The 23,388-nt window shown below is 39.2% G+C and carries 15 protein-coding genes; 11 read left to right on the top strand and 4 right to left on the bottom strand.

Annotated elements, in window-relative coordinates; genetic code table 11:
* Positions 1–19 precede the first annotated feature (19 nt).
* From gcvP to Q7674_RS03145, 3 genes are all read left to right on the top strand, one after another.
* Positions 20–2,899 carry an aminomethyl-transferring glycine dehydrogenase gene (gene gcvP / locus Q7674_RS03155; protein ID WP_305422541.1) on the top strand — a complete coding sequence of 960 codons (2,880 nt, stop codon included), beginning with the start codon at positions 20–22 and terminating at the stop codon, positions 2,897–2,899.
* A 939-nt stretch (positions 2,900–3,838) separates the two neighbouring features.
* Positions 3,839–4,966 carry an HD-GYP domain-containing protein gene (locus tag Q7674_RS03150; RefSeq protein WP_052679888.1) on the top strand — a complete coding sequence of 376 codons (1,128 nt, stop codon included), beginning with the start codon at positions 3,839–3,841 and terminating at the stop codon, positions 4,964–4,966.
* A 177-nt stretch (positions 4,967–5,143) separates the two neighbouring features.
* Complete coding sequence (locus tag Q7674_RS03145) at positions 5,144–5,776, top strand: hypothetical protein (protein WP_045064756.1); 633 nt, start codon at positions 5,144–5,146, stop codon at positions 5,774–5,776.
* A 61-nt stretch (positions 5,777–5,837) separates the two neighbouring features.
* On the opposite strand, the gene Q7674_RS03140 is transcribed toward Q7674_RS03145, so the two are convergent.
* Complete coding sequence (locus Q7674_RS03140; RefSeq protein WP_045064757.1) at positions 5,838–6,452, bottom strand: DUF1294 domain-containing protein; 615 nt, start codon at positions 6,450–6,452, stop codon at positions 5,838–5,840.
* Between the two features lie 32 nt (positions 6,453–6,484).
* Positions 6,485–7,138 (bottom strand): DNA-methyltransferase, encoded by a 654-nt coding sequence (locus Q7674_RS03135; RefSeq protein ID WP_045064759.1) that lies wholly within the window; start codon positions 7,136–7,138, stop codon positions 6,485–6,487.
* A gap of 424 nt (positions 7,139–7,562) precedes the next feature.
* Between Q7674_RS03135 and Q7674_RS03130 the strand changes: the two genes are divergently transcribed.
* A complete protein-coding gene (locus Q7674_RS03130; protein WP_045064760.1) occupies positions 7,563–8,408 on the top strand; it encodes a patatin-like phospholipase family protein in 846 nt (281 codons plus the stop codon).
* A gap of 74 nt (positions 8,409–8,482) precedes the next feature.
* Complete coding sequence (locus Q7674_RS03125; RefSeq protein ID WP_008989555.1) at positions 8,483–8,977, top strand: peptidylprolyl isomerase; 495 nt, start codon at positions 8,483–8,485, stop codon at positions 8,975–8,977.
* Positions 8,978–9,109: 132 nt separating this feature from the next.
* Here the strand turns inward: Q7674_RS03125 and Q7674_RS03120 are convergent, their stop codons facing one another.
* Positions 9,110–9,808: a DNA alkylation repair protein gene (locus Q7674_RS03120; RefSeq protein WP_305422536.1), complete on the bottom strand. Its 699-nt coding sequence runs from the start codon at positions 9,806–9,808 to the stop codon at positions 9,110–9,112.
* Between the two features lie 476 nt (positions 9,809–10,284).
* Here Q7674_RS03120 and Q7674_RS03115 point away from each other — a divergent pair, with 476 nt between their 5' ends.
* The 6 genes from Q7674_RS03115 to Q7674_RS03090 all read left to right on the top strand — a co-directional run bounded on the left by Q7674_RS03115 (position 10,285) and on the right by Q7674_RS03090 (position 21,730).
* A complete protein-coding gene (locus Q7674_RS03115) occupies positions 10,285–11,715 on the top strand; it encodes a sodium-dependent transporter (protein ID WP_305422534.1) in 1,431 nt (476 codons plus the stop codon).
* 164 nt (positions 11,716–11,879) lie between these two features.
* The gene (locus Q7674_RS03110; protein WP_045064765.1) at positions 11,880–12,497 is read left to right on the top strand and encodes a DUF3157 family protein; all 618 of its coding nucleotides are present in this window, start codon (positions 11,880–11,882) and stop codon (positions 12,495–12,497) included.
* A gap of 292 nt (positions 12,498–12,789) precedes the next feature.
* Entirely contained in the window at positions 12,790–14,643 is a 1,854-nt protein-coding gene (locus Q7674_RS03105) for an ABC transporter ATP-binding protein (protein WP_107229670.1), read from the top strand.
* 353 nt (positions 14,644–14,996) lie between these two features.
* Positions 14,997–16,403, top strand: coding sequence for a response regulator (locus Q7674_RS03100; protein ID WP_305422531.1), 1,407 nt, complete (start codon positions 14,997–14,999; stop codon positions 16,401–16,403).
* Between the two features lie 211 nt (positions 16,404–16,614).
* A complete protein-coding gene (locus Q7674_RS03095; protein ID WP_305422529.1) occupies positions 16,615–20,532 on the top strand; it encodes an ATP-binding protein in 3,918 nt (1,305 codons plus the stop codon).
* 1 nt (position 20,533) lies between these two features.
* On the top strand, positions 20,534–21,730 hold the full coding sequence (locus Q7674_RS03090; RefSeq protein WP_305422527.1) for an EAL domain-containing response regulator: 1,197 nt from the start codon (positions 20,534–20,536) through the stop codon (positions 21,728–21,730).
* Positions 21,731–21,842: 112 nt separating this feature from the next.
* Here Q7674_RS03090 and Q7674_RS03085 read toward each other — a convergent pair whose 3' ends face one another.
* Positions 21,843–22,955 (bottom strand): NADH:flavin oxidoreductase, encoded by a 1,113-nt coding sequence (locus tag Q7674_RS03085; RefSeq protein ID WP_045064769.1) that lies wholly within the window; start codon positions 22,953–22,955, stop codon positions 21,843–21,845.
* Positions 22,956–23,388: the final 433 nt, after the last annotated feature.

Below are 23,388 nucleotides of genomic sequence, written 5' to 3'. Positions count from 1 at the left end.
CAACGTTCAGGAAAGAACCATGACCAATACTACTTTTCTACAAACACTCAGCGACGATAATTCTTTTGCTCATCGTCATAATGGCCCTAATGCCAACGAACAACAACGTATGCTAGAAACTATCGGTGTCGGTAGTATTGACCAACTTATCGCGCAAACCGTGCCAGCTTCTATTCGCCTTTCCTCTCCTATGGAACTAGCGCCAGCTCAAAGTGAAGCAGCGATGCTTGCCGATCTTAAGCAAATTGCCCGTAAGAACATCATTAACAAAAGTTATATTGGTCAGGGTTACTACAACACCTTTACCCCTAACGTCATTCTTCGCAATGTATTAGAAAACCCAGGTTGGTACACCGCTTACACTCCTTACCAGCCAGAGATCTCGCAAGGCCGTTTAGAATCATTACTGAACTACCAGCAAATGATCATGGATTTAACCGCCATGGAACTAGCCAATGCCTCACTGTTAGATGAAGCAACGGCTGCCGCAGAAGCCATGACCTTATGTAAACGCGCTGGTAAAAACAAAAGTAATGCGTTTTTCATTTCAACGGATCTTCACCCACAAACCATTGATGTGGTGACTACACGTGCTAAATACGTCGGCTTTGAAATCATCACAGGTAGTGCAGAAGATTTAGAAAAATACGATGTATTCGGCGCTTTACTCCAATACCCTGCCAGTAACGGTGAACTGCTTGATCTCACCGACATCATTGAAGCGGCGCATGATAAGAAAACATTAGTCGCTGTGGCATCGGATCTACTAGCATTGACAGTCCTCAAAGCACCGGGCGAAATGGGTGCAGATGTTGTTATTGGTAGCGCGCAACGTTTTGGTGTACCGATGGGCTTTGGTGGTCCGCACGCTGGCTTTATGGCAACCAAAGACAAGCACAAGCGTACTATGCCGGGTCGTGTGATTGGGGTATCTAAAGATGCCAAAGGTAATCAAGCGCTGCGCATGGCAATGCAAACCCGTGAACAACATATCCGCCGTGAAAAAGCCACATCAAACATTTGTACCGCTCAAGCACTGCTTGCCAACATGGCTGCATTTTATGCCCTGTATCATGGTCCTGAAGGGTTAAAGAAAATCGGTCGTCGTGTTCACCACTTCACCGCTGTATTGGCCTCAGGTTTAACCAACAATGGTTTCGAACTTGAAAACCAACACTTCTTCGATACTTTAACCATCAAAACAGGTGTTCAAACTGACGTTCTTTATCAAAAAGCGCTAGATACCTGTGTTAACCTTCGCAAATACAGCGATAAGCTAGGCGTAAGTATTGATGAAACCACCCTTGTAGAAGACATCGAACAACTACTTAGCTTGTTTACTAATCAAGATCTTAAAGTGTCTATGTTCAGTGATGATATTGCCGCTGATGAGTTTGCAGCTATTCCACCTACGTGTCGCCGTACAAGTGCCTATCTAACCCACTCAGTGTTCAATCGCTATCACAGCGAAACGCAAATGATGCGTTACATGAAGCAACTAGAAAACAAAGACTACTCATTAACTCACGGCATGATCCCTCTAGGGAGCTGTACCATGAAGCTAAATGCTGTAGCTGAAATGATCCCTGTTACTTGGCCTGAATTCGGACAACTACACCCATTTGCGCCAGCAACACAAACCCTTGGCTATCAAGAACTAGCAACCAAGCTATCTGAAATGCTGTGCTCAATTACAGGTTATGATGCATTCTCGCTACAACCTAACTCTGGTGCACAAGGTGAATATGCAGGCTTAATTGCGATTCAGCGTTACCATGAAGCCAATGGCGATAGCCATCGTAATGTTTGTTTGATCCCAAGCTCAGCACACGGCACTAACCCAGCTTCTGCGGCAATGGTTTCTATGAAAGTGGTCGTTGTAGGTTGTGATGAGCTGGGTAATATTGACATCGATGATCTCAAAGCCAAAATCGACAAACACCGCGATGCACTGTCATGTATCATGATCACTTACCCATCTACTCACGGTGTGTATGAAGAAGCCGTTCAAGAAGTCTGCGATCTAGTACACGAAGCTGGCGGTCAGGTTTACCTTGATGGTGCCAACATGAATGCCCAAGTGGGTTTAACCAGCCCAGGCTTTATCGGCTCTGATGTTTCTCACCTAAACCTACACAAAACGTTCTGTATTCCACACGGTGGTGGCGGCCCAGGTATGGGACCAATTGGCGTGAAATCGCACCTTGCACCATTCCTACCGGGACATGTTGAAGGTTCAGACAATAACAAACTTCAATATGCAGTATCTGCAGCAGCGTTAGGATCAGCATCTATTCTGCCAATCTCTTATGCTTACATTGCGATGATGGGGGAACAAGGGTTAACCCAAGCAACCGAACTTGCCATCTTAAATGCAAACTACGTGATGGAACGTTTACGTCCACACTACCCTGTCCTTTATCGTGGTACTGAAGGTCGTATTGCTCACGAATGTATTGTCGATTTGCGCCCAATTAAAGAAGCATCCGGCATTTCAGAAGAAGATGTAGCAAAACGTTTAATGGATTACGGCTTCCACGCCCCAACCATGTCGTTTCCTGTTGCTGGCACATTAATGATTGAGCCAACAGAATCTGAAGATATCGCCGAGCTTGATCGCTTCTGTGATGCGATGATCGCCATTAAAGAAGAGATCAACCTTGTCCAATCTGGCGAATGGTCATTAGACGATAACCCACTAGTTAACGCACCGCACAGCCAAGTCGATATGATGGAACAAGAATGGAACCACACTTATAGCCGTGAAATAGCTTGTTTCCCATCAGCACATACCAAAGCAGCAAAGTACTGGCCGAGTGTCAATCGTGTCGATAACGTATTCGGGGATCGTAATTTAGTGTGTTCATGCCCAAGTATTGAGAACTATATTGAGGACTAATTTTTCTGATCATATCAAGTTAGAAACAGTGATATTCTAATACTGACAATAAATCATTAAATTAGTTAAGTCTAAATAATGAAAAAGCGAACCCCTACAAGGTTCGCTTTTTGCGTTGTGGGCTAGTAACGATCCTACTTCACCCAATCGTTCGTTTGTAAGAGATTTAAATGAAGTGCCAGTTCAACTTCATGGGTATTACATACGCTCGTTGTTGAACAACTTGCTAGATGAGCATATCTGTCAAGATCAGGTGACTTAAGCCTATGAAACCATTAGACAACCTATTGAGACTGACTATCGAAAACGTATCCCTCTCGGTCCAGATCACCAACGCCTATTAGCCTCAAAGATTCTCCGCCGAAAGCTGAGAAAATTAAACGCTTAAACCTTCTTGGAGACTCGTTTAGCTATTTACTCTGTGGCTTAAGTGGCAGAGGAAAGACATCCATGATTCACATTGCCCTCAATCACATTGACCAAGTTATTGACCATTACAAAGTACGTTGGCTTGGACAATAACACTGTTGCTTTATCCTTTACTCAAGCTTTAAATAATATTTCGAATTTAACCTATTATATTAATTTCATTTTCTGCTTATCACAACTTTGTTGCGTAATTCTTTGTAACTAAATCAGAAAGTGATTTTGTAATAAATTAGGTTACACTCGGTAACTCATTATTATCTTTGCTGATACCTCATAAATTATTAATATCTGTAATAGTTAACTGTTTATCCGAAAATATTATAATTTACAAATTCAACATTAAAATACTCACCGACTCGCTATAAACTTAATTTAAAGATTATATTTATTATTAGTTATTTAATTGATAAATATCAATCTGACGATAAATTGATTAAGATTTTTCTATACAAGCTCCCTTCCCTTTATCAATATGAGTAAGAGTGCACAAAGGCGAAGGGAGGTTATAAAATGGAATTAAAGATCAGTGATAATTTAACGCTCAAACAGAAACTCGATCATCTTAATACGCTGATCCAAGACTGGTATCCTGATTATGTCGGCTTTGCGATTGCTATGTTGGACAATGACAATAACTTGTATTCAGTTTATCGCAGCCAAGGTTATGGAGTTAAGTTTCCTGATTTCATTGAAGCTATTCATAAATCATCAAGGCTTTCCACGCTAAGAGAGACGCGCTCTCCTGACATTATTGATGATATGACCTGCCACTTACCATCAATTAAACATATTCATCAAACATTGATCAGGAAATCTTGTTTATCGAGTATGGCTACGCCTATTTATAATAAGAACGATGAGTTCGTTGGGATTATGTTTATAAATGCTCGTATTCCCTATTTCTTCAGGCAAAATCTCAACTTTTTCAATACAATTTCGCTTATCGCTTCACTCTTTATTAATGATGATCTTAATGTGAAGCGTTCTTTTCATAATATTATTAAAACCATCCTACTGATCAGCCATCACAAAGATCCTGAAACCCAAAATCACTTAAAGCGTGTTGCTGAATACAGCCGTTTAATTGCGCTTTATCTTGGCAAACGAAAACTGTGTAATGGTCATTTCATTGATGCTGTTTATCACTATGCCGATATGCACGATATCGGTAAGTATATGATCCCTGATGAGATTCTATTTTCGACTAACATTTACACCCCAGAAGAGCGGCAGATAATGAATGAGCACCCAGAGCTTGGGTATCAGCTTATTTTAAAAACCTTAAAGCAATGGGGCGGGATCACTGATGATAATTTAAAGATCATTCTCAATATTATCAGGCATCATCATGAACGCTTTGATGGTGACGGTTTTCCGTTAAAGCTTAAAGGCGAAGATATTCCTTTAGAAGCACGTATTGTGACAGTTGCTGACGTTACTGATGCCCTACTCAGCCACCGCCCCTATAAGAAACCATGGCCTTTAAGTGATGTTATCAAATACTTACAAGAAGGAAGTGGAAAGCAATTTGATCCGCTTTGCGTTGAGGCAATCACCAAAAACATGGCAAAAGCGAGTCAGATCCAAAACCAGTACCCAGATCATCTCACCGATAATGCCATAAAATCGACAGGTTAAAAATTCAGCTTATAGACAGTAATGTAAGCTAAATGTCATGAAAATCGCTCAAAACCGCTATTAATGTCATCTCTTTGTTAGAACACAAGCATTCAGCCCATGAATGCTTGTTTGTGCTTTGTTCATAACCTAACATCCGCTGCAACATTTATTCATATATTGAAAAAAGGGTCTTGCATGAAGAAGTTATGTTTAGCAGCAATGGTAGCTACAGTACTTGTTGGTTGTAACGCTGGTGATGAAGTTGTAGAGCATGGTGGCATCGATATTAATAATATGAGCCAAGCAGATCTACAAGGCTACGCTGACGTGACTGCTGACGCAGTGACTGTTGTTGCTCGCGCTGCACAAGACTGTGCTACAGGCCTTGCAGTAGGTAATACTAATCAATGTGATATCCCTGAAATTCAGGGCAACATCGATATTGCCGTCGCTAAAGGTAGTGTGAAAGTAGAACGCCAACAAAACGAAATCATTATCCACACACCGACAGCAATGCAGTTCACTACTCATAACGCTATCACCAATGGCGAAGTGATCACTTTAAGCTTTAACAACACAACAGATGATGATTACATCATGACAATGAATGACTACGGTCAGATCATGTTTAAAGGTATGTTGATTAATACTGCTGAAAGTAATGCTAAATACTGGTCTACAGAAGCGAAAGCACCATTTACTTACAAATACGATGCAAATACTGTTCACCCATACCTAACAAAAGGTAACGGTGTTATCACAGGTAAAGACAACCAGCACTTTAACTGGTATGCAGACGATGAAGGTCACATTTCAATAGCACGTTAATCCTAACGTATGAATAAAAAAATAGCCCAACTTGATATAAGCAGGGCTATTTTTCTCAGTATTAAACTAACTGAAGTGCTTGCTTGATCAATGCCATTCCTTCTGGAGTAAATGACAGCACAAATGAAGCACAGTTAACGATAATGGTTAGCCATAAAATCGCTTTAAATGGCTGCTTTTGTGATTTATGACGTAAGATTTTTTGCGCCCATAATGCACCAGGCCAACCGCCAATTAATGCTAATAAATGTAATGTTGCCTCTTTTGTTCGCCACTTCTCTGCTTGTGCTGCACGTTTATCATGAGCATAAACAGCAAATGTCACCACACTTAGTACTAAATACGCCACCAGCACTTGGTACGGGCATTGAAATAGCACAATAGACAATGCAACAAAGCCTAAGAAGATCACGCTGAACCACTGTGCTTTTGAAAATGGTGCTGTGTACTTATCTAATCCTGAATGAGCATTTACAAACGCAACATTCCTTGCTGATAAACGTCCTTTGCTATCCGTACACAGTTTAAAGTTCACTGGTTCTTGGATACGTGGACGACTTTGCTTCTCTACTAATGCTGAAACGTGAAAAAAAACATCATCACCGCCATTGTCTGGTTCAATAAATCCAAAGCCTTTTTGCTGATTCCAGCTAATTATTTTTCCCTTTTGGGTCATGTTTATTCCTAGCTAATCAATATTACTGACCGCTACATGATGCGTTGTGTTAGGTGTTGATGCGCCGAATCCGAGATGTCATTACCCCACGCTTGGCGAGATAGTTTTTGCGCAGCAACAAGCGTTGAACCTGAGCCAAAGAATGGATCAGCCACTACTTCCCCTTCCATACTGCTTTGTTCTATAAGAATCTCAAGTAACGGCACAGGTTTTTCTGTTGGATAGCCGCGATATACCCGCTTACATTCCAATACATCTGGAATTGATAAGTTATTGAGTTTTCGTTTGCCTTTTTCGAAAAACAATATGAATTCATAGCGAGCACGATAATGGTATCCCATACCAATCGCGACTTTATCCCACACTATCGGTTTCCAAAATTTAAATCCTACTTGCTCTGCGATCGGCTTTATGTGAAACATGGTTTCTTGATCACAAAATAAGTAGAAGTGGCTATTTTGTTTTAAAACTCGGTATGCTTGTGTCAGTAAAGTATCAAATCGCTCGTTCGGGAAAATATTAAACCATCGGTTACTCGAACCTTTGCTCTGTTTTAAACGTGTCGTTGTGCCGACGGCACGATGCTTTTCCAATGATTCATAAGGTGGATCTGTGATCAACAAATCAATACTTTGATCGGGTAAAGAAGATAACCACTCAACCGCATCTTGTTGGAATAACTGCATCGAAAAACCTAACTAATGAAATATGTAAAGATACCCAAGTAACTTCAAGATGCAGTGTTCAGCGAGACGACCTTAGTTCTCAGGCGCGGCAACGATTCGAAGATATAGTGGTTCTATATTGAGAATCGTTAACAAAGTCTGAGAGCTAAGGTCGCTCGCCCTTTGGGAGCGTGTCACTGCGCCGACTTCTTGCGTCAGACAACTTGGAAAGAGCTCGCTATTCCGCTTCGTTGTCTTCCTTGAATTCGACTCAGTGACCTCGCTCTGAATCAGGCATATTGAAGTCACTTGGGTATAGCGCCCTGTATCATACGTTAAATTGCCTGTTTTCTCATAAATATGTGATCCCTATTTCAACTCATTGATATTCTAAATAGTAATATCAACAAATTCCGTATAAGAATAAAAAATATAGGAAACAGTAATGAGTAAACGCGCTTTAGTTGTCGAAGGTGGTGCAATGCGTGGTATTTTTGCCACGGGAGTTTTAGATGCATTTATCGAACGAGAATATAACCCTTTTGACTTTACCATCGGCGTATCAGCAGGCTCGGTTGTCCTTATGGGTTACCTTTGTGAAAGTTATCAACGTAACTATAAAGTGATCACCGAATATGCTCGGAGCAAGGAGTTTATTAATTACAAACGCTTTGTAAAAGGTGGCAACCTGATTGATATTGATTGGCTGTGGAATACCAGTATTAACAACTTGCCATTAGAGCTACAAAAATATGAAAGCCGCAATGTGCCTCTTTATGCCACCACCACTGTGGTTGATACAGGTGAGCCATCCTATGTTGAGGTGACTCGTCATAACTTAGACGAAGTGATGACAGCGACATGTGCCCTACCTATTATTTATCGCCAGTTTCCACAAATAGATGGTATCGCTATGAGTGATGGCGGTATTGCTGATCCGATCCCTGTTATTGAGGCCTACAACAAAGGTGCCCGTGATATTACGGTGATTTTGTCACATGCTCAGGGCTTGTTTGCGAAAAACCGCCAAGTGCCTTGGCTTACTCGTCGTTTATTTAGAACCAATCCTGTTTTCGGACAAGAGTTTTTAACTAAAGAGTCTCGTTACAACAAGGCACTATATTTTATTCATAACCCACCGAAAGATTGCAAAATCACAGCAATTGCACCTGATAAAACCTTTGTGATCAAAAGGCTCACTAAAGACTTAGAAAAGTTAGATCAAGGCTATCAGCAAGGGCGTAACGCAGGGCTGAAATTAGTCGATAATGATCCTAGCTTTAACGGTTAATTATTATTATCACTACTAAAAAAATAACAATTACGTATACTGCCGCATTCACTTAACACCACGGTTAGTTTTACATGATTATTTTTACTACCAATGTTGGCGATATCACCATTGAGCTCAATAAGCAAAAAGCCCCTGTCAGTGCGAAGAACTTTTTGAAATATTGTCAAGATGGATTCTACGAAGGCACTATTTTTCATCGCGTGATCAAAGGCTTTATGATCCAAGGTGGTGGCTACACCGCTAATATGAAAGAAAAGCCAACACGTGCGCCTATCGTGAATGAAGCTAACCGTGGCTTAAAAAACGTGATTGGTTCAATTGCAATGGCAAGAACAGATGCCCCTCATTCTGCAACTGCTGAATTTTTCATTAACGTTGCAGATAACGATTTTCTCAATCACACGGCAACGACAAATGCGGGTTGGGGTTATGCCGTGTTTGGACAAGTCACTGCAGGTATGGATGTGGTGAACAAAATCGCCAAAGTGAAAACAACTTCTATCCGTGATTATGAAGATGTGCCAAAAGAGCCAATCGTGATTGAAAAAGTAACGATTGTTGATTAAGTGATTGGTTCTTTCATCACGTTGCGATAAGTAAAAAGCCCGTTTCTTTTTCTCTAAATAGATAGAGCATCAGACACGGGCTTTTTTAATGCGATTTATTTATCTGTGACTTTTTAACTTTTTATCAATGGCTTAGCTATCGACCGACAACACCATTGAAACTTTTCTCGCTTCACGCCTTGCTTGAGGCTGTAAACGTGAGAAATGGGTTTTAATGAACTGATCGACAAACGGAAAATCTGTTTCACTGTAGTTACGTAGCGCTAAACCAATCGCTTGTTGCACCTCAAATTCTTTGTCATCAGCAAGATGCAAGATGGTGTCACATAACAGATCAACATTGGTCTCTGTTTGATGATTCATCTGTGCTAATAATGCTGCACGTCTTAACCATTTATTATCAGAATCTCGCCAAGCAATCACATCTGATTCAAATTGACGGTGCTGTTTCAATACCGGGCTGATCAAATTAGTCACTAAACGATCGCCTACGTCTGCACCATCAACTGTTTCTAGCATTTCACTATAAATAGGCCATGCCTGCTCATTGATAAACGACTGATAATACTCACTCGCATTCAAAGCAAGATAACGTTCTTCACGATAAACACCTGACCATAACCAAAGCAGTAATCGATGATAGTTATCAGCAGTATCAATTGTGGTATGAGCCACTGCCAATTGAAAAATGTCGTGTCGTTGTTCTGTGCTTACCCCATAACAAGGCTGTTTAACACTAAGGGAAGACTGTATCTGTGCAGCAATGGCTTTATCAGCAGATTGTGCCAATTGCTGCTGCATATAGATAACCATGGGTATAACAAATGACATGATGGAAAGATTTCCTTATTGCACAGTGTGGTCGCGATATTACAACTACACATTGTTACGAAGTAACTGACTTATTATTCTAGCTAAACCAAATGGAGTGCTGTTTCCTGAACTGTTTCATATTAGTAGAGAAAGCACAATAAATTTATAAACCTAAGCTAGTCGAAAATGCTATTGTGCCGCTGTTTTTCTATACACTCACCTCCCTGTACAATGTACAAAACAGCCATTCTGTAAACCTCATTTCACAAAAACGTATTTTTTCTAATAAATCGGACTTTTAAGACACCTAGCTATTTGCAATCAGATTAATGCGTGATAAAAATGTTAAATATGTAAATACAAACAGCTCAAATAACTTAATAAGTGACAATTTATGGTTAAACATAATCAATCACACACTTAATAAATGGTTATTAAGCAGGCAACATTTATAACAATTAATACTTAACATTAAATAACTAACAGGATGTTTTATGGACGTAAGTAGTTCAACTAGCCCAAGCCGAGGAAACTGGAGTTCCAAGATTGGCTTTGTAATGGCTGCAGCAGGATCTGCTGTTGGTCTCGGTAACATTTGGAAGTTCCCTTATACCGCAGGTGAAAATGGTGGTGGTGCATTCGTTGCCATTTACCTACTCTTCGTTATTTTTATTGGTTTTAGCGTCATGCTGACCGAATTTGCTGTTGGTCGTAAAACCGGGTTATCTGCCGTTGGTGCATTTAAAACCACCGATCGCCGTTGGACTTTTGTTGGCATCATGGGGGTATTAAGTGGCTTATTGATCATGGGCTTCTACCCTGTTGTTGGTGGCTGGGCAATAGCTTATATCTACAAAATCTCTACTGGTCTACTAAGCCAACCGACAGCTATTGGGGATAGCTTTGGTGGCTTTATTGCTGATCCAATGCAACCACTATTTTGGATGGGACTTTACCTTTTACTCAATATTTTTGTCGTTATCCGTGGTGTCTCTGGTGGTATTGAAAAAGCAGGTAAAATCTTAATGCCACTGCTTTTCATTATCTTGATTATCGTATCAGTGAAAGGTTTAACCCTACCGGGTGCGATGGCTGGTCTTGAGTTCCTCTTCAAGCCCGATTTCTCGAAAATTGATAGCTCTGTCGTGCTTGCTGCACTGGGTCAGGCATTCTTCTCATTAAGCTTAGGTATGGGCTGTATGCTTACTTACGGTAGCTACCTACATAAAAAAGAAAACCTAGTTCAAACCACTGCAATGGTAACAGCAATGGATACCGATGTTGCATTACTTGCTGGTATTGCAATGTTCCCTGCTATGTTTGCATTTAGCATGGAGCCATCAGCAGGCCCTGGTCTAGTATTCGTGGTTGTTCCTCAGCTATTTGCTGAAATGGGCGGTATTGGCTTTATTCTTGCGCTGCTGTTCTTTATTGGTTTAAGTGTGGCGGCATTAACATCATCGGTATCACTACTCGAAGTGGTTGTTGCTTACTTAATTGATGAGAAAGGCTTTAGCCGTGTAACAGCGGTGATCAGTGCAAGTATTGTAATGGCGCTATTGTGTATCTTGGCATCACTGTCTATCGGTGGTCTTGGTCCTAAGCTATTCGATACCGGTGCATTTGATATCTTCGACCTACTGACCGATAAGATCTTCCTGGCGGTTGGCGGTATGTTGGTGTGTCTATTTGCGGGCTGGCGTTTAGATCGTAGTGAGCTGAAAAAAGAAATCACTAACGATGGAAAAGTATCATTCCCACTGTTTAACCTATGGTATGCACTGATCAAGTACATCATTCCAGTAGCCATTGCGATTGTTGCAATCTCTGGTGTGAAAGCTGGTTTCGACAGTGATAAAGGCGACATTATGTTACTTGGTTTAGCTATTATTGCGCTGTGCGGTGTGTTCTCTAAGAAACTATAACCTCACTAACAAACTTGAAGCCAAGCAATCTTAAGAAAACAAAGGGCTTACTATGTGTAAGCCCTTTTTAATTTCTAATAGCAATAATTTATATAGCCATTATCCATTTAGAGGATAAAGCTGATAAAATCTTTTTATCGGATACTTAACACCAAGGATATGAAATGAAAACGACGACTAAACTAGGGCTGCTGTTTGTAGCAATCACAAGTGCTCACCCTGTTTGGGCTGCTGATCAAACTGTTACATTGGAGGATGGTCGCCAAGTTGTTCTTCACGATGACTTTACATGGAGCTATTCACAGCAACCTGACGTTGCTTTGTCTGCAAACAGTACAACTACAAAACCAGCAACGACAGTCGAAGCGATTCCGGTGAAATCTGGTCTTAATACTCAAAGCGCCATCCCTGTAATTACAGCGGTAAAGACGGCAAAAGTTTCATTAATATCACCGAAAAATATTCAGCAAATTAGCGATAGTGGTGTTGATATTTTACTACAAGCACCACATTACGAAGATGGTGAACTGTTCATCCCAACCATGATGACCAACCAAGGTTCAAAATCTGTTATGTCTGTTGCTTTGCGCGTTACCCTAAACGATGCAGATAACCAAAAACTTGAATCAAAAGACGTTGTATTGTGGCGTTCGATTAAGCGTATGCCTGACACTTACTTCCGTGCAAAAACACAGGAACATGGCAAAGATATTATTTTCTCAGTACCCAAAATGGATAACTACACCATTCAAGCTGAAGTGATTGATATCGAGCTTTGGTAGAAACAAAATTCGCGCTTAGGGCATCGTAGCTCTAAGCGTTTAATTATAAGACCAAGTATAACCTGATAAAAATAAACACCTTTTCAACATCGCACCATTTTTATAAAACTCACTTATCACATTGATAGTGCTGCATAAAAAACATACAATGCAAAAAATAGCATTTTGTTTATAACTGCCTTAACAACTATATTAAACTCAGAAAAACCACTTTAAAGCCTCCACCCTCATCTGAGTTAAACAATTTCGCTAAAACCAATATAAAGATAATAACCATATTATTAGGTGAACTATGTTTAAACGCTTCGAACGTTTCACTGAAGCTTTTCCTCAGCAAGAACCAACTCAACCACCCGAAGGGATCTTCGCTTTTTGTCGTCATTATACCCGTGGATTTGAAAAGCCATTGCTCTGTATGGCACTACTCAGTGCGACCGTGGCTATCATTGAAGTGGCCTTATTTGGCTTTATGGGAAAATTAGTCGATTGGCTTGCAGCTAGCGATCCTAAAACCTTTTTAGCAGAAAACAGCACGACATTGCTCTGGCTATCATTGGTGATCTTGATTGTCATGCCACTGCTGGTGTTAGTTTCGTCCCTGCTTTCACACCAAACGTTACTGGGTAACTACCCAATGTCGATCCGTTGGCAAGCACACCGCTATTTGCTGAAACAAAGTCTGTCTTTTTACCAAGATGACTTCGCCGGACGTATCGCAACCAAAGTCATGCAAACCTCATTAGCGGTACGTGAAACCGTCATGAAAACCGCTGATGTGTTTGTTTATGTGTCGGTTTATTTCACTTCAATGTTGGTGATCTTAGCCCAAGCAGACTGGTTACTTATGCTACCTATGCTTGGCTGGCTGCTTGCTTACATTGGCATTCAGATCCACTACATTCCTCAGTTGAAAAAAGTCGCAGCCGAGCAAGCTGATGCCCGCTCACTCATGACTGGGCGTATTGTGGATAGCTACACCAATATCGCCACGGTGAAATTGTTCTCACACAGTAAGCGTGAAACAGAATATGCAGAGAAAGGCATGCAAGGCTTCTTGGCTACGGTTTATCAACAAATGCGTTTAGTCACAGGCTTTGATGTATGTGTTCAACTGGCGAACTATATCTTGCTATTTAGTATTGCTGCCCTGTCGATTTACCTATGGATGCATGATGCTATTCAAATCGGGGCTATCGCCATTGCAATTAGTTTAGCGTTGCGTATCAACGGCATGTCGATGTGGATCATGTGGGAAGTGGGTGCCCTATTTGAAAACATGGGTACTGTGGTTGATGGCATGAAAACTCTGTCTAAACCAGTTGAGATCCAAGATGCACCACAAGCAAAACCATTAGAGGTGAAACAAGGTGGTATTGAGTTTGATAACGTCAGCTTTAACTATGGTGAAAACAAAGACGTTATCAACCAGTTAAACCTTAATATTAAACCGGGTGAAAAAGTTGGTTTAGTCGGTCGTTCTGGTGCAGGTAAATCAACGCTGGTTAACCTATTATTGCGTTTCCATAATCTGGAAAATGGCAATATTCGTATTGATGGACAGGATATTGCGCAAGTTACCCAAGACTCACTACGCAGCAAGATTGGTATGGTGACACAGGATACGTCCCTGCTTCACCGTTCAATTAAAGACAACATTCTGTACGGTGATCCTAACGCTAGTGAAGATCAATTATATGCCGCAACCAAACAAGCACATGCTCATGAATTTATTGAAACCCTTACCGATCCGTTTGGTAATGTAGGCTATGATGCGCAAGTGGGTGAACGTGGTGTGAAGCTTTCTGGCGGTCAACGTCAGCGTATCGCTATATCACGTGTATTACTTAAAAACGCGCCTATCCTGATCTTAGATGAAGCCACTTCCGCTTTAGATTCAGAAGTCGAAGCCGCAATTCAAGAAAGCTTAAATGAGCTGATGGAAGGTAAAACTGTTATTGCGATTGCTCACCGTTTGTCCACTATCGCCGCGATGGATCGCTTAATTGTGCTTGATAAAGGACAAATTGTTGAGCAAGGCACCCACCAAGAGTTAATCCATAACGGTGGTATTTATGCGCAGCTCTGGGCTCATCAAACGGGTGGATTTATCGGAGAGCAAAACAAGACAGCTGAAACGGTAAATTAACTCTCAAAAGTAATCACTAGTTTATCCTTTCAGTCAAGACCAAAGCCGCTACATTTTAGCGGCTTTAATTTAATGAACGTCATAAGCCATAAGTCATAAGGTCAAAATAAACACAAAAATACAATACCACTTCTACCCTTTCGATATCTATCATCACATATAACAATAGGTCAAATTATTTCCTTTAAGAATATTACATTCTCTTACACATCATAAATTGTGCGTTTTATCCTGAAGAAATACTATGCGCATCCTTTATTAAATATACCTAAGTTATTCTCGCTTTAGCGAGTATCTCAATATTATTTGGGTATAAATACTCAGTTTAGATCCTTTTCCGTAAATGAGCTTATATGACAAATAGTCAATCCATTCTTATTGTCGACGATAGCGCTATTATTCAACAAACAACAAAATTAATATTACTCAAAGCAAAATTTGAAGCTCAGCGTATTTACTGTGCATCTAATGCACAAGATGCAGTAAAACTTTGTCAACGCAATTTATTTGATATTATTTTCATTGATTTCAACCTTGGCTTAGGTAGCACAGGTCTTCAACTTCTTGAAAGACTTCACTTTAATAAATTGATTACCCATAATCCTTTGATCTTTATTGTCACCGCTGATGATTCAGGTTCTATTCTGATGGGATTTTCCGAATATCAACCAACAGATTATTTAATCAAACCTTTTCGGCTAGAAACCCTTACAGCTCGAATCAATTACCATTTAAATAAACGAATATTCGATGATGCCGTTTTTAACACTTACCACTCGAAAGGTTGGTTTGGTGTTCAACGTTTTTTAGAAAATCATTCTTACTGTGATAAGTATTGGTCAGGTGTAACAACGTTAGCTAAACGATTACTTATTAATAATGCTGCTGATAAGTACGATGATATTGAAATGATGTTGGAAGATATACTCCAACAAAATGAGTATGTACCTGCACAACTGTTGTTAGCGCAATTACTGCTAACTCAAAACAAATTCGAGCAACTCACCCCTTTACTAACATCAATTAACTCTTCGAGTTCAAAACAGCATCTTAGCTTGCTTGATCTTAAAGCAAGGTCGGCAATCAAACAGAACCGTATTAGCATGGGCTACGAGTTTTGGTTAGCAGCACATAAACTAAGCCGTAATAATTTATACCGTTTATTTGGCTTGATATGGATTGAATTTTGCCTTCAACACGATACTGAAATTGAACGTCATATCAGAGAAGCTTGCGCTACACTTCGCTATTCCATTTGGGACAAACCACAAAACTACGCGTTTCTAGTTTGGGTACAACTACACCTAAGCGCAAAGAAGAATGTCTCTGTAGAAAAGCTTTGGGGCATCATCAACCAACAACAAAAGATCACCAAACACGATCGTGCCTATCTGTATTTATTACAGGCATACCAAGCCACTGAAACCCAATCGAACCTTGTGGCATACCGTGACTTTATGACGGCGGTATCAAGTATTGAAGCAATAGAGCAGCATGAAGTATCAAGTGAGTTTTTAATTATTGGTTTAAGTGTGGCAATTCGCTTATCAATGCATACATACATCGTAAAATTTTCACAGCTATTAACTGACAAGTTCAATCAACAGCCTTATGAGCCACACAATGTGATTAAACAAATCTGGCTTAAAGCTCAAACGGCAAAGATTAATGAAAGCAAATCAGCTGAATACAAATATGCTTTGCAATTAGTAAAACAAAAGCAATTCCTTACTGCAGGAAAAGTTATTTTATCGCTTTAGCTACTATACCGTTTTGATATCACACTCGCTCGCTGCATTGTTGAGTTATATGCTCGTGGTCATCTTGATTTATATATAACAGACAAAAACACCGTTATTGAGGCCCGTTGGGTGTTTGAAACACAAGACCTAAAACCTAACTGGTATTTAACCCTTAAAAGTAAGCACGCAGTGCTCAATAAGCCCCTTTACTAATTTTCGAGAATTACTGATGCGCTACTTATTCATCATATTAAGTGTGTGGTTCAGCTCACACAGTTGGGCTAACACTGATATTGAGCACAAACAGACAGTACTCAAAGCAGGCTATTTAACATTAGGATCGTCACCACTTGTTTTTACGAACAGTAAAAATGAGCTATCCGGTCTACTGCCCGATTTAATGAACCATATAGCTAAAAAAAGTCATTTAGAACTAGAGTCTGTTGCCTTTAATAATCCTAAAGAGATTATTTCTGCATTAGAAAAAAATGAAATTGACTTTATTGTTGGCATTAGTCTTTCTTTTGAAAGAAAAAGAAATATGGTATTTAGCCAACCTATACTTGCTGTACCCTATGGCATGATAAGTAATGATTCATATAAAGATAGAGAGAAAGAGAAAAAAATCATCGCTATTGAAGATGGATTCATGCCCAATGACTTACTTCAGCAAAAAGATGAGAGAGTATCTGCTCTTATTATGCCTGATATATTACTGGCATTAAATTCAGTAAAAACGGGTATTAGTGATGCTTATATTGGTAATGCTATCACACTTAATAACCTATTTACTCAAGCAAATATTAAAACGCCACTTAAGTTTTCTATTCTTGAACAATTACCATTAGAGAAAATGCATATTGCAACCTCTAAGGTAAATTCGTACTTACTTAATATCATCAATGATGAAATATCGTCATTAGAAGATGGAGAACTAAGAAGTATATATATAAAGTGGTTAACAAGAAGCCAAATTGAGCTATTAGAACACCCAAATAGAATAAAACTTTCACAACAAGAGCGTGCTTATATTCGCTCAAAATCCATCTTACGTATTGGCTATCAATTTGATCAAAAATGCTATAAAGACAATGATATTTTCTACCTTCAAATAGCTGATATTGTTCATAAATTTAGTAACATTCTGAATGTAGATTTTAAGTTTGTTAACGTCCATGGTTACGATGCTGCAAGAGAGATGCTCGATCGTGGTGAGATCGATATCATCAGTGCTGTCGCCATCTCTCCTCTACGTAAAAAGCAAGTCAATTTCACTATGCCATTTGGTAGTGAATCATGGGTAATCGTTAATAAAATTGAAGATAAAAATATTTATGGTATTACCCAAAAAAATAAAATAGGTGTGGTTGATAGTGCATTTGTGGTCAATCTTGCAAGAAACTTATATCCAAATAATGAGATGCTCACTTTCAACGCTCAAAAAGACATGCTGTTAAGACTTATGAATGATGAGATTGATTATGCAATCATTTCACTTTCTCAAGCTCAATTATTATTACAAAATGAGTTTTTAGGGCAATTGAAAATTGTTCCTAGCAAATTAGATAATCACCCTCGCAATGTTAGTTTTGCTGTCAGTCGTGATAATTTTGTTTTAAGAAACATCATCAATAAGATATTGAATTCATTTCCGGAAGAAACCTTTTCTGACATAAAACGAAGACTAAATTCGGTTACGATTAAATCCTCCATTAACTATTCTAAGTTAGTTTCTGTGATAACAGTTTCTGCTTTCATTGTGATTTTTATTATTTATTGGAATCGTCGTTTAAGTCTAGAAATTACTCAACGTAAAAATGTCGAACAAAAGCTTACGTATCTTACAAATAACTTTGATGGTGCGTTAATCCAGCATATTCAAAAAAGTGAAGATCCATTTGATGTTGAATTTCTTTTCATCAGTGAAAAGATCAGTAACTTCATCAACCTTAATGCATCTCAATTATACCGCCACCCTCATATTCTGTTTGAACAAATGAAAAAGCGTGATGATATTGATTCATTACATGCTGCCATGCAACAAGCGGTTCATGCGGGATATTGGAGTACTAATTTACAAATTCAAACCCAAACCTATCATCCTCGTTGGATTGAATTACGCTGCCAAATATCAGAAGTAGAAAATGGCTGGCAATGGAACACCATCATTATTGATATTACTCAAGCCAAAGAACAGCAAGTAGCGCTAATGAAAGCCAATGCGAAATCATTAGCAGCAACAGAGTCTAAATCTCGCTTTTTAGCCATGATGAGTCATGAAATCCGCACACCAATCAGCGGAATTCTAAGTCTATTAGAATTAATGGAACCCCATGCCCAAAAGCCAGAATTGCGCCAAATTCATCATAACTTATCGCAATCAGGGCTTAATTTGCTCAATATTGTTAATGATGTTTTAGATTTCTCTAAAATCGAGGCGGGTAAATTAAACATTAATCCAAGTCGACATGTACTATCGGATCTGATTCATGCCTTAGTACAGCCTCATTCAATCCATGCAAATCAAAAAGAGGTTTCCTTTACGCTCTGGCTCGATCCAGCCGTTGCCCATTACTTATCGTTTGATGATTTTCGTCTTACGCAAGTACTTAACAACCTATTAAATAACGCTATTAAGTTCACCACGATGGGAAATATTCACCTTGCTGTGGATGTCGTAAAAGAAACAAATACCGAGCAAACACTCGCTTTTACTATCCATGACACAGGGATCGGCATTAAACCTGAAGATTTAAGTCAGTTATTCCAGCCTTTCGTACAGGTAGAACAAAGCAGTAATCGTCGTTTTAGCGGTACAGGGCTTGGGCTTTCGATTTGTTATCAACTGGTTCAACTCATGAATGGAGATATTCATGCAACTAGCGAAGTAGGTAAAGGTACATCATTTACAGTGATCGTTCCTTTTCCGATCATAGAGAAACGTGACGTTTCCCCACTACATAAGCACTGTGGTCTTATTGGCGATATTTATGATCTACATCTAAATGAATATCTCAGTGCTTGGCAATGTGAATATTCATATTTGTCGATCACTAATAAAGCAAAGTTACCTGTCGTGATTTCAACTGAAAAGATCGACACCATTTTGATTCATGATACATGGTGTAAAGAAAACGAGGTTGATTCTGCATGGTTAAAAGCAAATTTACCCTCAGTGAACGTGATCATGATTACTTCACCGGATCATTATTTAACGCAAAACCAAGCGAATGGCTCTCAACTATCACTTAGTCCATTACTGCCTAATGAACTATATCGTGTTCTTGCCAATGAAAAAGACAGTCAGGATACAGAGCAAACTACGCAGCCGCAGGTAGCTAATAAGCTTGATCGTGAGCTAGCGATTAAGCAAGGTCGTTATATTTTAGTGGCCGAAGACCACCCGATTAATCAGCAAATTCTAAAACAGCAATTAGAGCTGCTAAATTGCGCTGTTGATATTGTTGATAATGGTAAAAAAGCACTCGACGCTCTGGCGAACAAAAAATATAATTTGTTGATTTCCGACTGTCATATGCCTGAATTGGATGGCTTTGAATTAGTGAAAGCGATTCGTCAGCAAGAACAATTATCAACATCAGCACCTTTACCTATTTTGGCTCTGACAGCTGATGCGTTATCAAATAAAGCACATTTCCAAGATATTGGTTTTAATGACTATTTGATTAAACCTATTACATTAAAAGAGCTTGAAACTGTCGTTTATCAATGGCTTCCGGTGAATGAGGTCAATAGTGCTACCTCTCCCCTTGCTCACGAAGAGAAAAGCAATATCAATGAAGCGTCGTATAGTGAGTTAATCGATATCAATGAACTCGATGCTATCTTTGGTGATCGCGAAACAAGCGTAGATATTCTGACCCAATACCTAACCTCTTGTGACAGCGACTTAAGTGAATTTAAGCAAGCCATTGAAGAGAACAATATTGATTTAATTAGCCTCGTTGTACATCGAGCAAAAGGGGCTGCAAGGGTAATGGCATTCCACCAACTTGATCAATTATGTCAAACCATTGAAGGTGCAATTAGTCAAAATCAACCTATTGAATTTGAAGAATATTATCAAAATATGACAACACTTGTTAGTTCACTAAAACAACAAGTCATTACTATTAAGAGCCTATAGTATGCGTATACTTTTAATTGAAGATCATGATTTTCAACGCCAAGTGTTAACTACACAATTAGCGCGCATTATTGACTCGGAAAATGATGAGATCCAGTGCGCTATCAATGGTGCTGACGCATTGAAGATCATGCAACAGTATCAACCTCATTTATTGTTGTGCGATTTAAACATGCCTGAAATGGACGGAATTAGCTTTCTTGGTCACATTGCAAAACAACACTATAAAGGCTCAATTATTATCACCAGTGCGCTTAAGCAAGATATTTTGATGAGTGTTGAAAAGATGTGCCTTAATTATGATTTAAACCTGTTAGGTACGTTATCTAAGCCGACTTGTTTAAAACAATTAAGTGTACTTTTAAAACAAGCGAAGGAACGTAGTACTCTTACAAATCAAGGCTCAACATCTGAAATTATATTGGATGACGCTTTTATTGATAATGCTTTTGAGCAAGGTTGGTTTGTTCCCTATTTTCAACCGATTGTATCACTATCAACTGCTGAATGGGTGGCTTGTGAAGCCTTGATCCGCTTAGTGCATCCCGAATATGGCACTGTGCCAGCATATCAATTTATTGATCAAATCATGCAGCACAATAAAGAGAAAAAACTAGCGCTGTTTATTCTTAACTATGTGATTTGTTATCGCTCGTATTTTCATAATCGAAAAATTGCCATTAACATTTCGTCGAAAACGCTGGTTGATCCGCATTTCATTAACTGTGTGCTACAGCTTAAAGAGCAATATCAGGATTTAAATCAGTGGGTATATTTTGAACTGACAGAATCTGAGATCTTTGAATCGGTCGGTCAAGCTATCGAATCAGCATCACGTTTAAGTATGCATGACTTTGTTTTATCAATTGATGACTTCGGAACGGGTTATTCGTCACTCAAACAATTAGAGACATTAACGTTTAACTCATTAAAACTGGATTTAAGCTTTATCCAAGCTATCCCAACCAGCATTACCGCAGCGGCAATTGTGGAATCTTGTTTACTGCTGACTAAACGTTTAAATCTAGAAACCGTCGCTGAAGGTGTAGAAAGCTTATCACTGTGGCAACAGTTACAAGAAATGAACTGCCCGCTAGCACAAGGTTACTTTATTTCACCTCCACTACCGTACAACAGTATTGATGCATGGTATCAGCAGTGGCAGCAAAAAAGTGGTAATTTAACGTTATCTGCATAACTTTACTGTACCTTGTATTCCAACTTAATCATTGGGCACCGAGTTATCTTATTATCAAAAAAAAGAGTTAGCACCTTGATGCTAACTCTTTCTTTTATTTCAATAACGCTAGTTATAATGCGGCAATTTGCGCTTTACGTTGTTTTGAAGTTACGCAGAAGTTACCACGTCGAGTACGACATTTTGAGCATCGCTCACACTCGACCTCTGTTAAATTACCGTCTTTCCAACGTTTAATTAGCTGAGGCTCGGTAAGTAATGGGCGAGAGAATGCAAACAGTGCAATATTGGTGTTATCAGCCAATGCCTCAATCGCGCAGTAATCGCTTAAACCACCCACTGTCATGATTGGCACATTCACTTCTTCGCTGATCACACGACCGTATTCGCTGAAGTAGCCTTCTTCTTGAATTGCGTAGCCGTCGTGCATTTCACCAATCATAGTGTCTGCTTTACCATGAATATTGCCTGAGATAATAAGTGCATCAACACCTAACTCTTCAAGCTTCTTACAAACCACGCGAGTCTCGTCAAAGGTTAAGCCACCTTCAAAAAACTCTGTTGCCGTCAGTTTTACAAGAATAGGAAAATCATCACCAACACGCTTTCTGATCTCATTAAAGATTTCAACCAAGAAACGCATACGATTTTCTAAACTACCGCCGTACTCATCTTCACGTTGATTGTAGTAAGGGCTTAAAAACTGATTGATCAAGTAAGTGTGGGCAGCATGAATTTCTACACCATCAAAACCTGACTGCTTAGCTCGCACACTGGCTTTAGCAAACGCATCAACAATATAATCGATTTCTTCTTTCGTCATCGCTTTGCCCAGTGTTTGGGTGCTTTTCTCGCACACGGCACTTGGGGCAAAAATTACACGTTCGCCAACATTATAAGTGGTTTTTGTACCACCATAAGCCAGCTGCATAATGATTTTTGAATCATATTGATGAACAAGTTCAGTGAGCTTTTGGTATTCTTCAATGAACGAATCATTGTACATACCCATCATGCCTTCATTGGGCTTTTCTTCTTCTACGATATTGGCATAACCAGTAACGATTAACCCTACTTCACCTTTCGCTAATTCTTCATAAATCGCATAGAGCTTGTCTGTCATATGTCCATCTTCTGTAGCCATATTTTCCCATGTAGCACTACGGACAAAGCGGTTTTTTAAGGTCATCGAACCAATGCGAGTCACAGAAAACAATTTACTCAACGTGAAGCCTCTTACTTTTTATTGATTTATACCCAAGTAACCTCAAAGTGCTGAATTTAACGTTAAGTCACTTGGGTATATGGTCGGATTTGAAGACAAAAAAGAACAGGCACACTCGGTATACCTGTTCTTTTTCATACAGTGACTTTTTAGTCATACGCGTAAATTGTACTGATATTTTTATTAAAAACTTTAATCTAGATTAAGTTAACCTACGTTTGTAGCTCGTAGCTTTGTTAAATGGCGTGAATGTAATCCTGTTCAAACATAGTCTTACTCATCCGGCACGTCTCGATTTAAGGTATTTTATAAATAGTTTCGATATAACTAATATTTCTATTTCCATTAAACACTTGATAATGACTAACTGGATATATAGCAGGTGAAATAGTTCGATTTATATGAGTATTATTTTGCAACCCACATATCATAT

The organism is Photobacterium leiognathi, assembly GCF_030685535.1.
GTDB classification, from domain to species: Bacteria; Pseudomonadota; Gammaproteobacteria; order Enterobacterales; family Vibrionaceae; genus Photobacterium; species Photobacterium leiognathi.
Note: the sequence above shows the minus strand (reverse complement) of the source record. Positions and strands in the feature narration are given on the sequence as shown.

Coding starts and splice junctions, on each gene's coding strand:
- gcvP (WP_305422541.1), top strand. CDS start 20: ATGACCAATACTACTTTTCTACAAACACTCAGCGACGATAATTCTTTT.
- Q7674_RS03090 (WP_305422527.1), top strand. CDS start 20,534: ATGCGTATACTTTTAATTGAAGATCATGATTTTCAACGCCAAGTGTTA.
- Q7674_RS03100 (WP_305422531.1), top strand. CDS start 14,997: ATGACAAATAGTCAATCCATTCTTATTGTCGACGATAGCGCTATTATT.
- Q7674_RS03120 (WP_305422536.1), bottom strand. CDS start 9,808: ATGTCATTTGTTATACCCATGGTTATCTATATGCAGCAGCAATTGGCA.
- Q7674_RS03095 (WP_305422529.1), top strand. CDS start 16,615: ATGCGCTACTTATTCATCATATTAAGTGTGTGGTTCAGCTCACACAGT.
- Q7674_RS03105 (WP_107229670.1), top strand. CDS start 12,790: ATGTTTAAACGCTTCGAACGTTTCACTGAAGCTTTTCCTCAGCAAGAA.
- Q7674_RS03150 (WP_052679888.1), top strand. CDS start 3,839: ATGGAATTAAAGATCAGTGATAATTTAACGCTCAAACAGAAACTCGAT.
- Q7674_RS03110 (WP_045064765.1), top strand. CDS start 11,880: ATGAAAACGACGACTAAACTAGGGCTGCTGTTTGTAGCAATCACAAGT.
- Q7674_RS03135 (WP_045064759.1), bottom strand. CDS start 7,138: ATGCAGTTATTCCAACAAGATGCGGTTGAGTGGTTATCTTCTTTACCC.
- Q7674_RS03130 (WP_045064760.1), top strand. CDS start 7,563: ATGAGTAAACGCGCTTTAGTTGTCGAAGGTGGTGCAATGCGTGGTATT.
- Q7674_RS03145 (WP_045064756.1), top strand. CDS start 5,144: ATGAAGAAGTTATGTTTAGCAGCAATGGTAGCTACAGTACTTGTTGGT.
- Q7674_RS03140 (WP_045064757.1), bottom strand. CDS start 6,452: ATGACCCAAAAGGGAAAAATAATTAGCTGGAATCAGCAAAAAGGCTTT.
- Q7674_RS03115 (WP_305422534.1), top strand. CDS start 10,285: ATGGACGTAAGTAGTTCAACTAGCCCAAGCCGAGGAAACTGGAGTTCC.
- Q7674_RS03125 (WP_008989555.1), top strand. CDS start 8,483: ATGATTATTTTTACTACCAATGTTGGCGATATCACCATTGAGCTCAAT.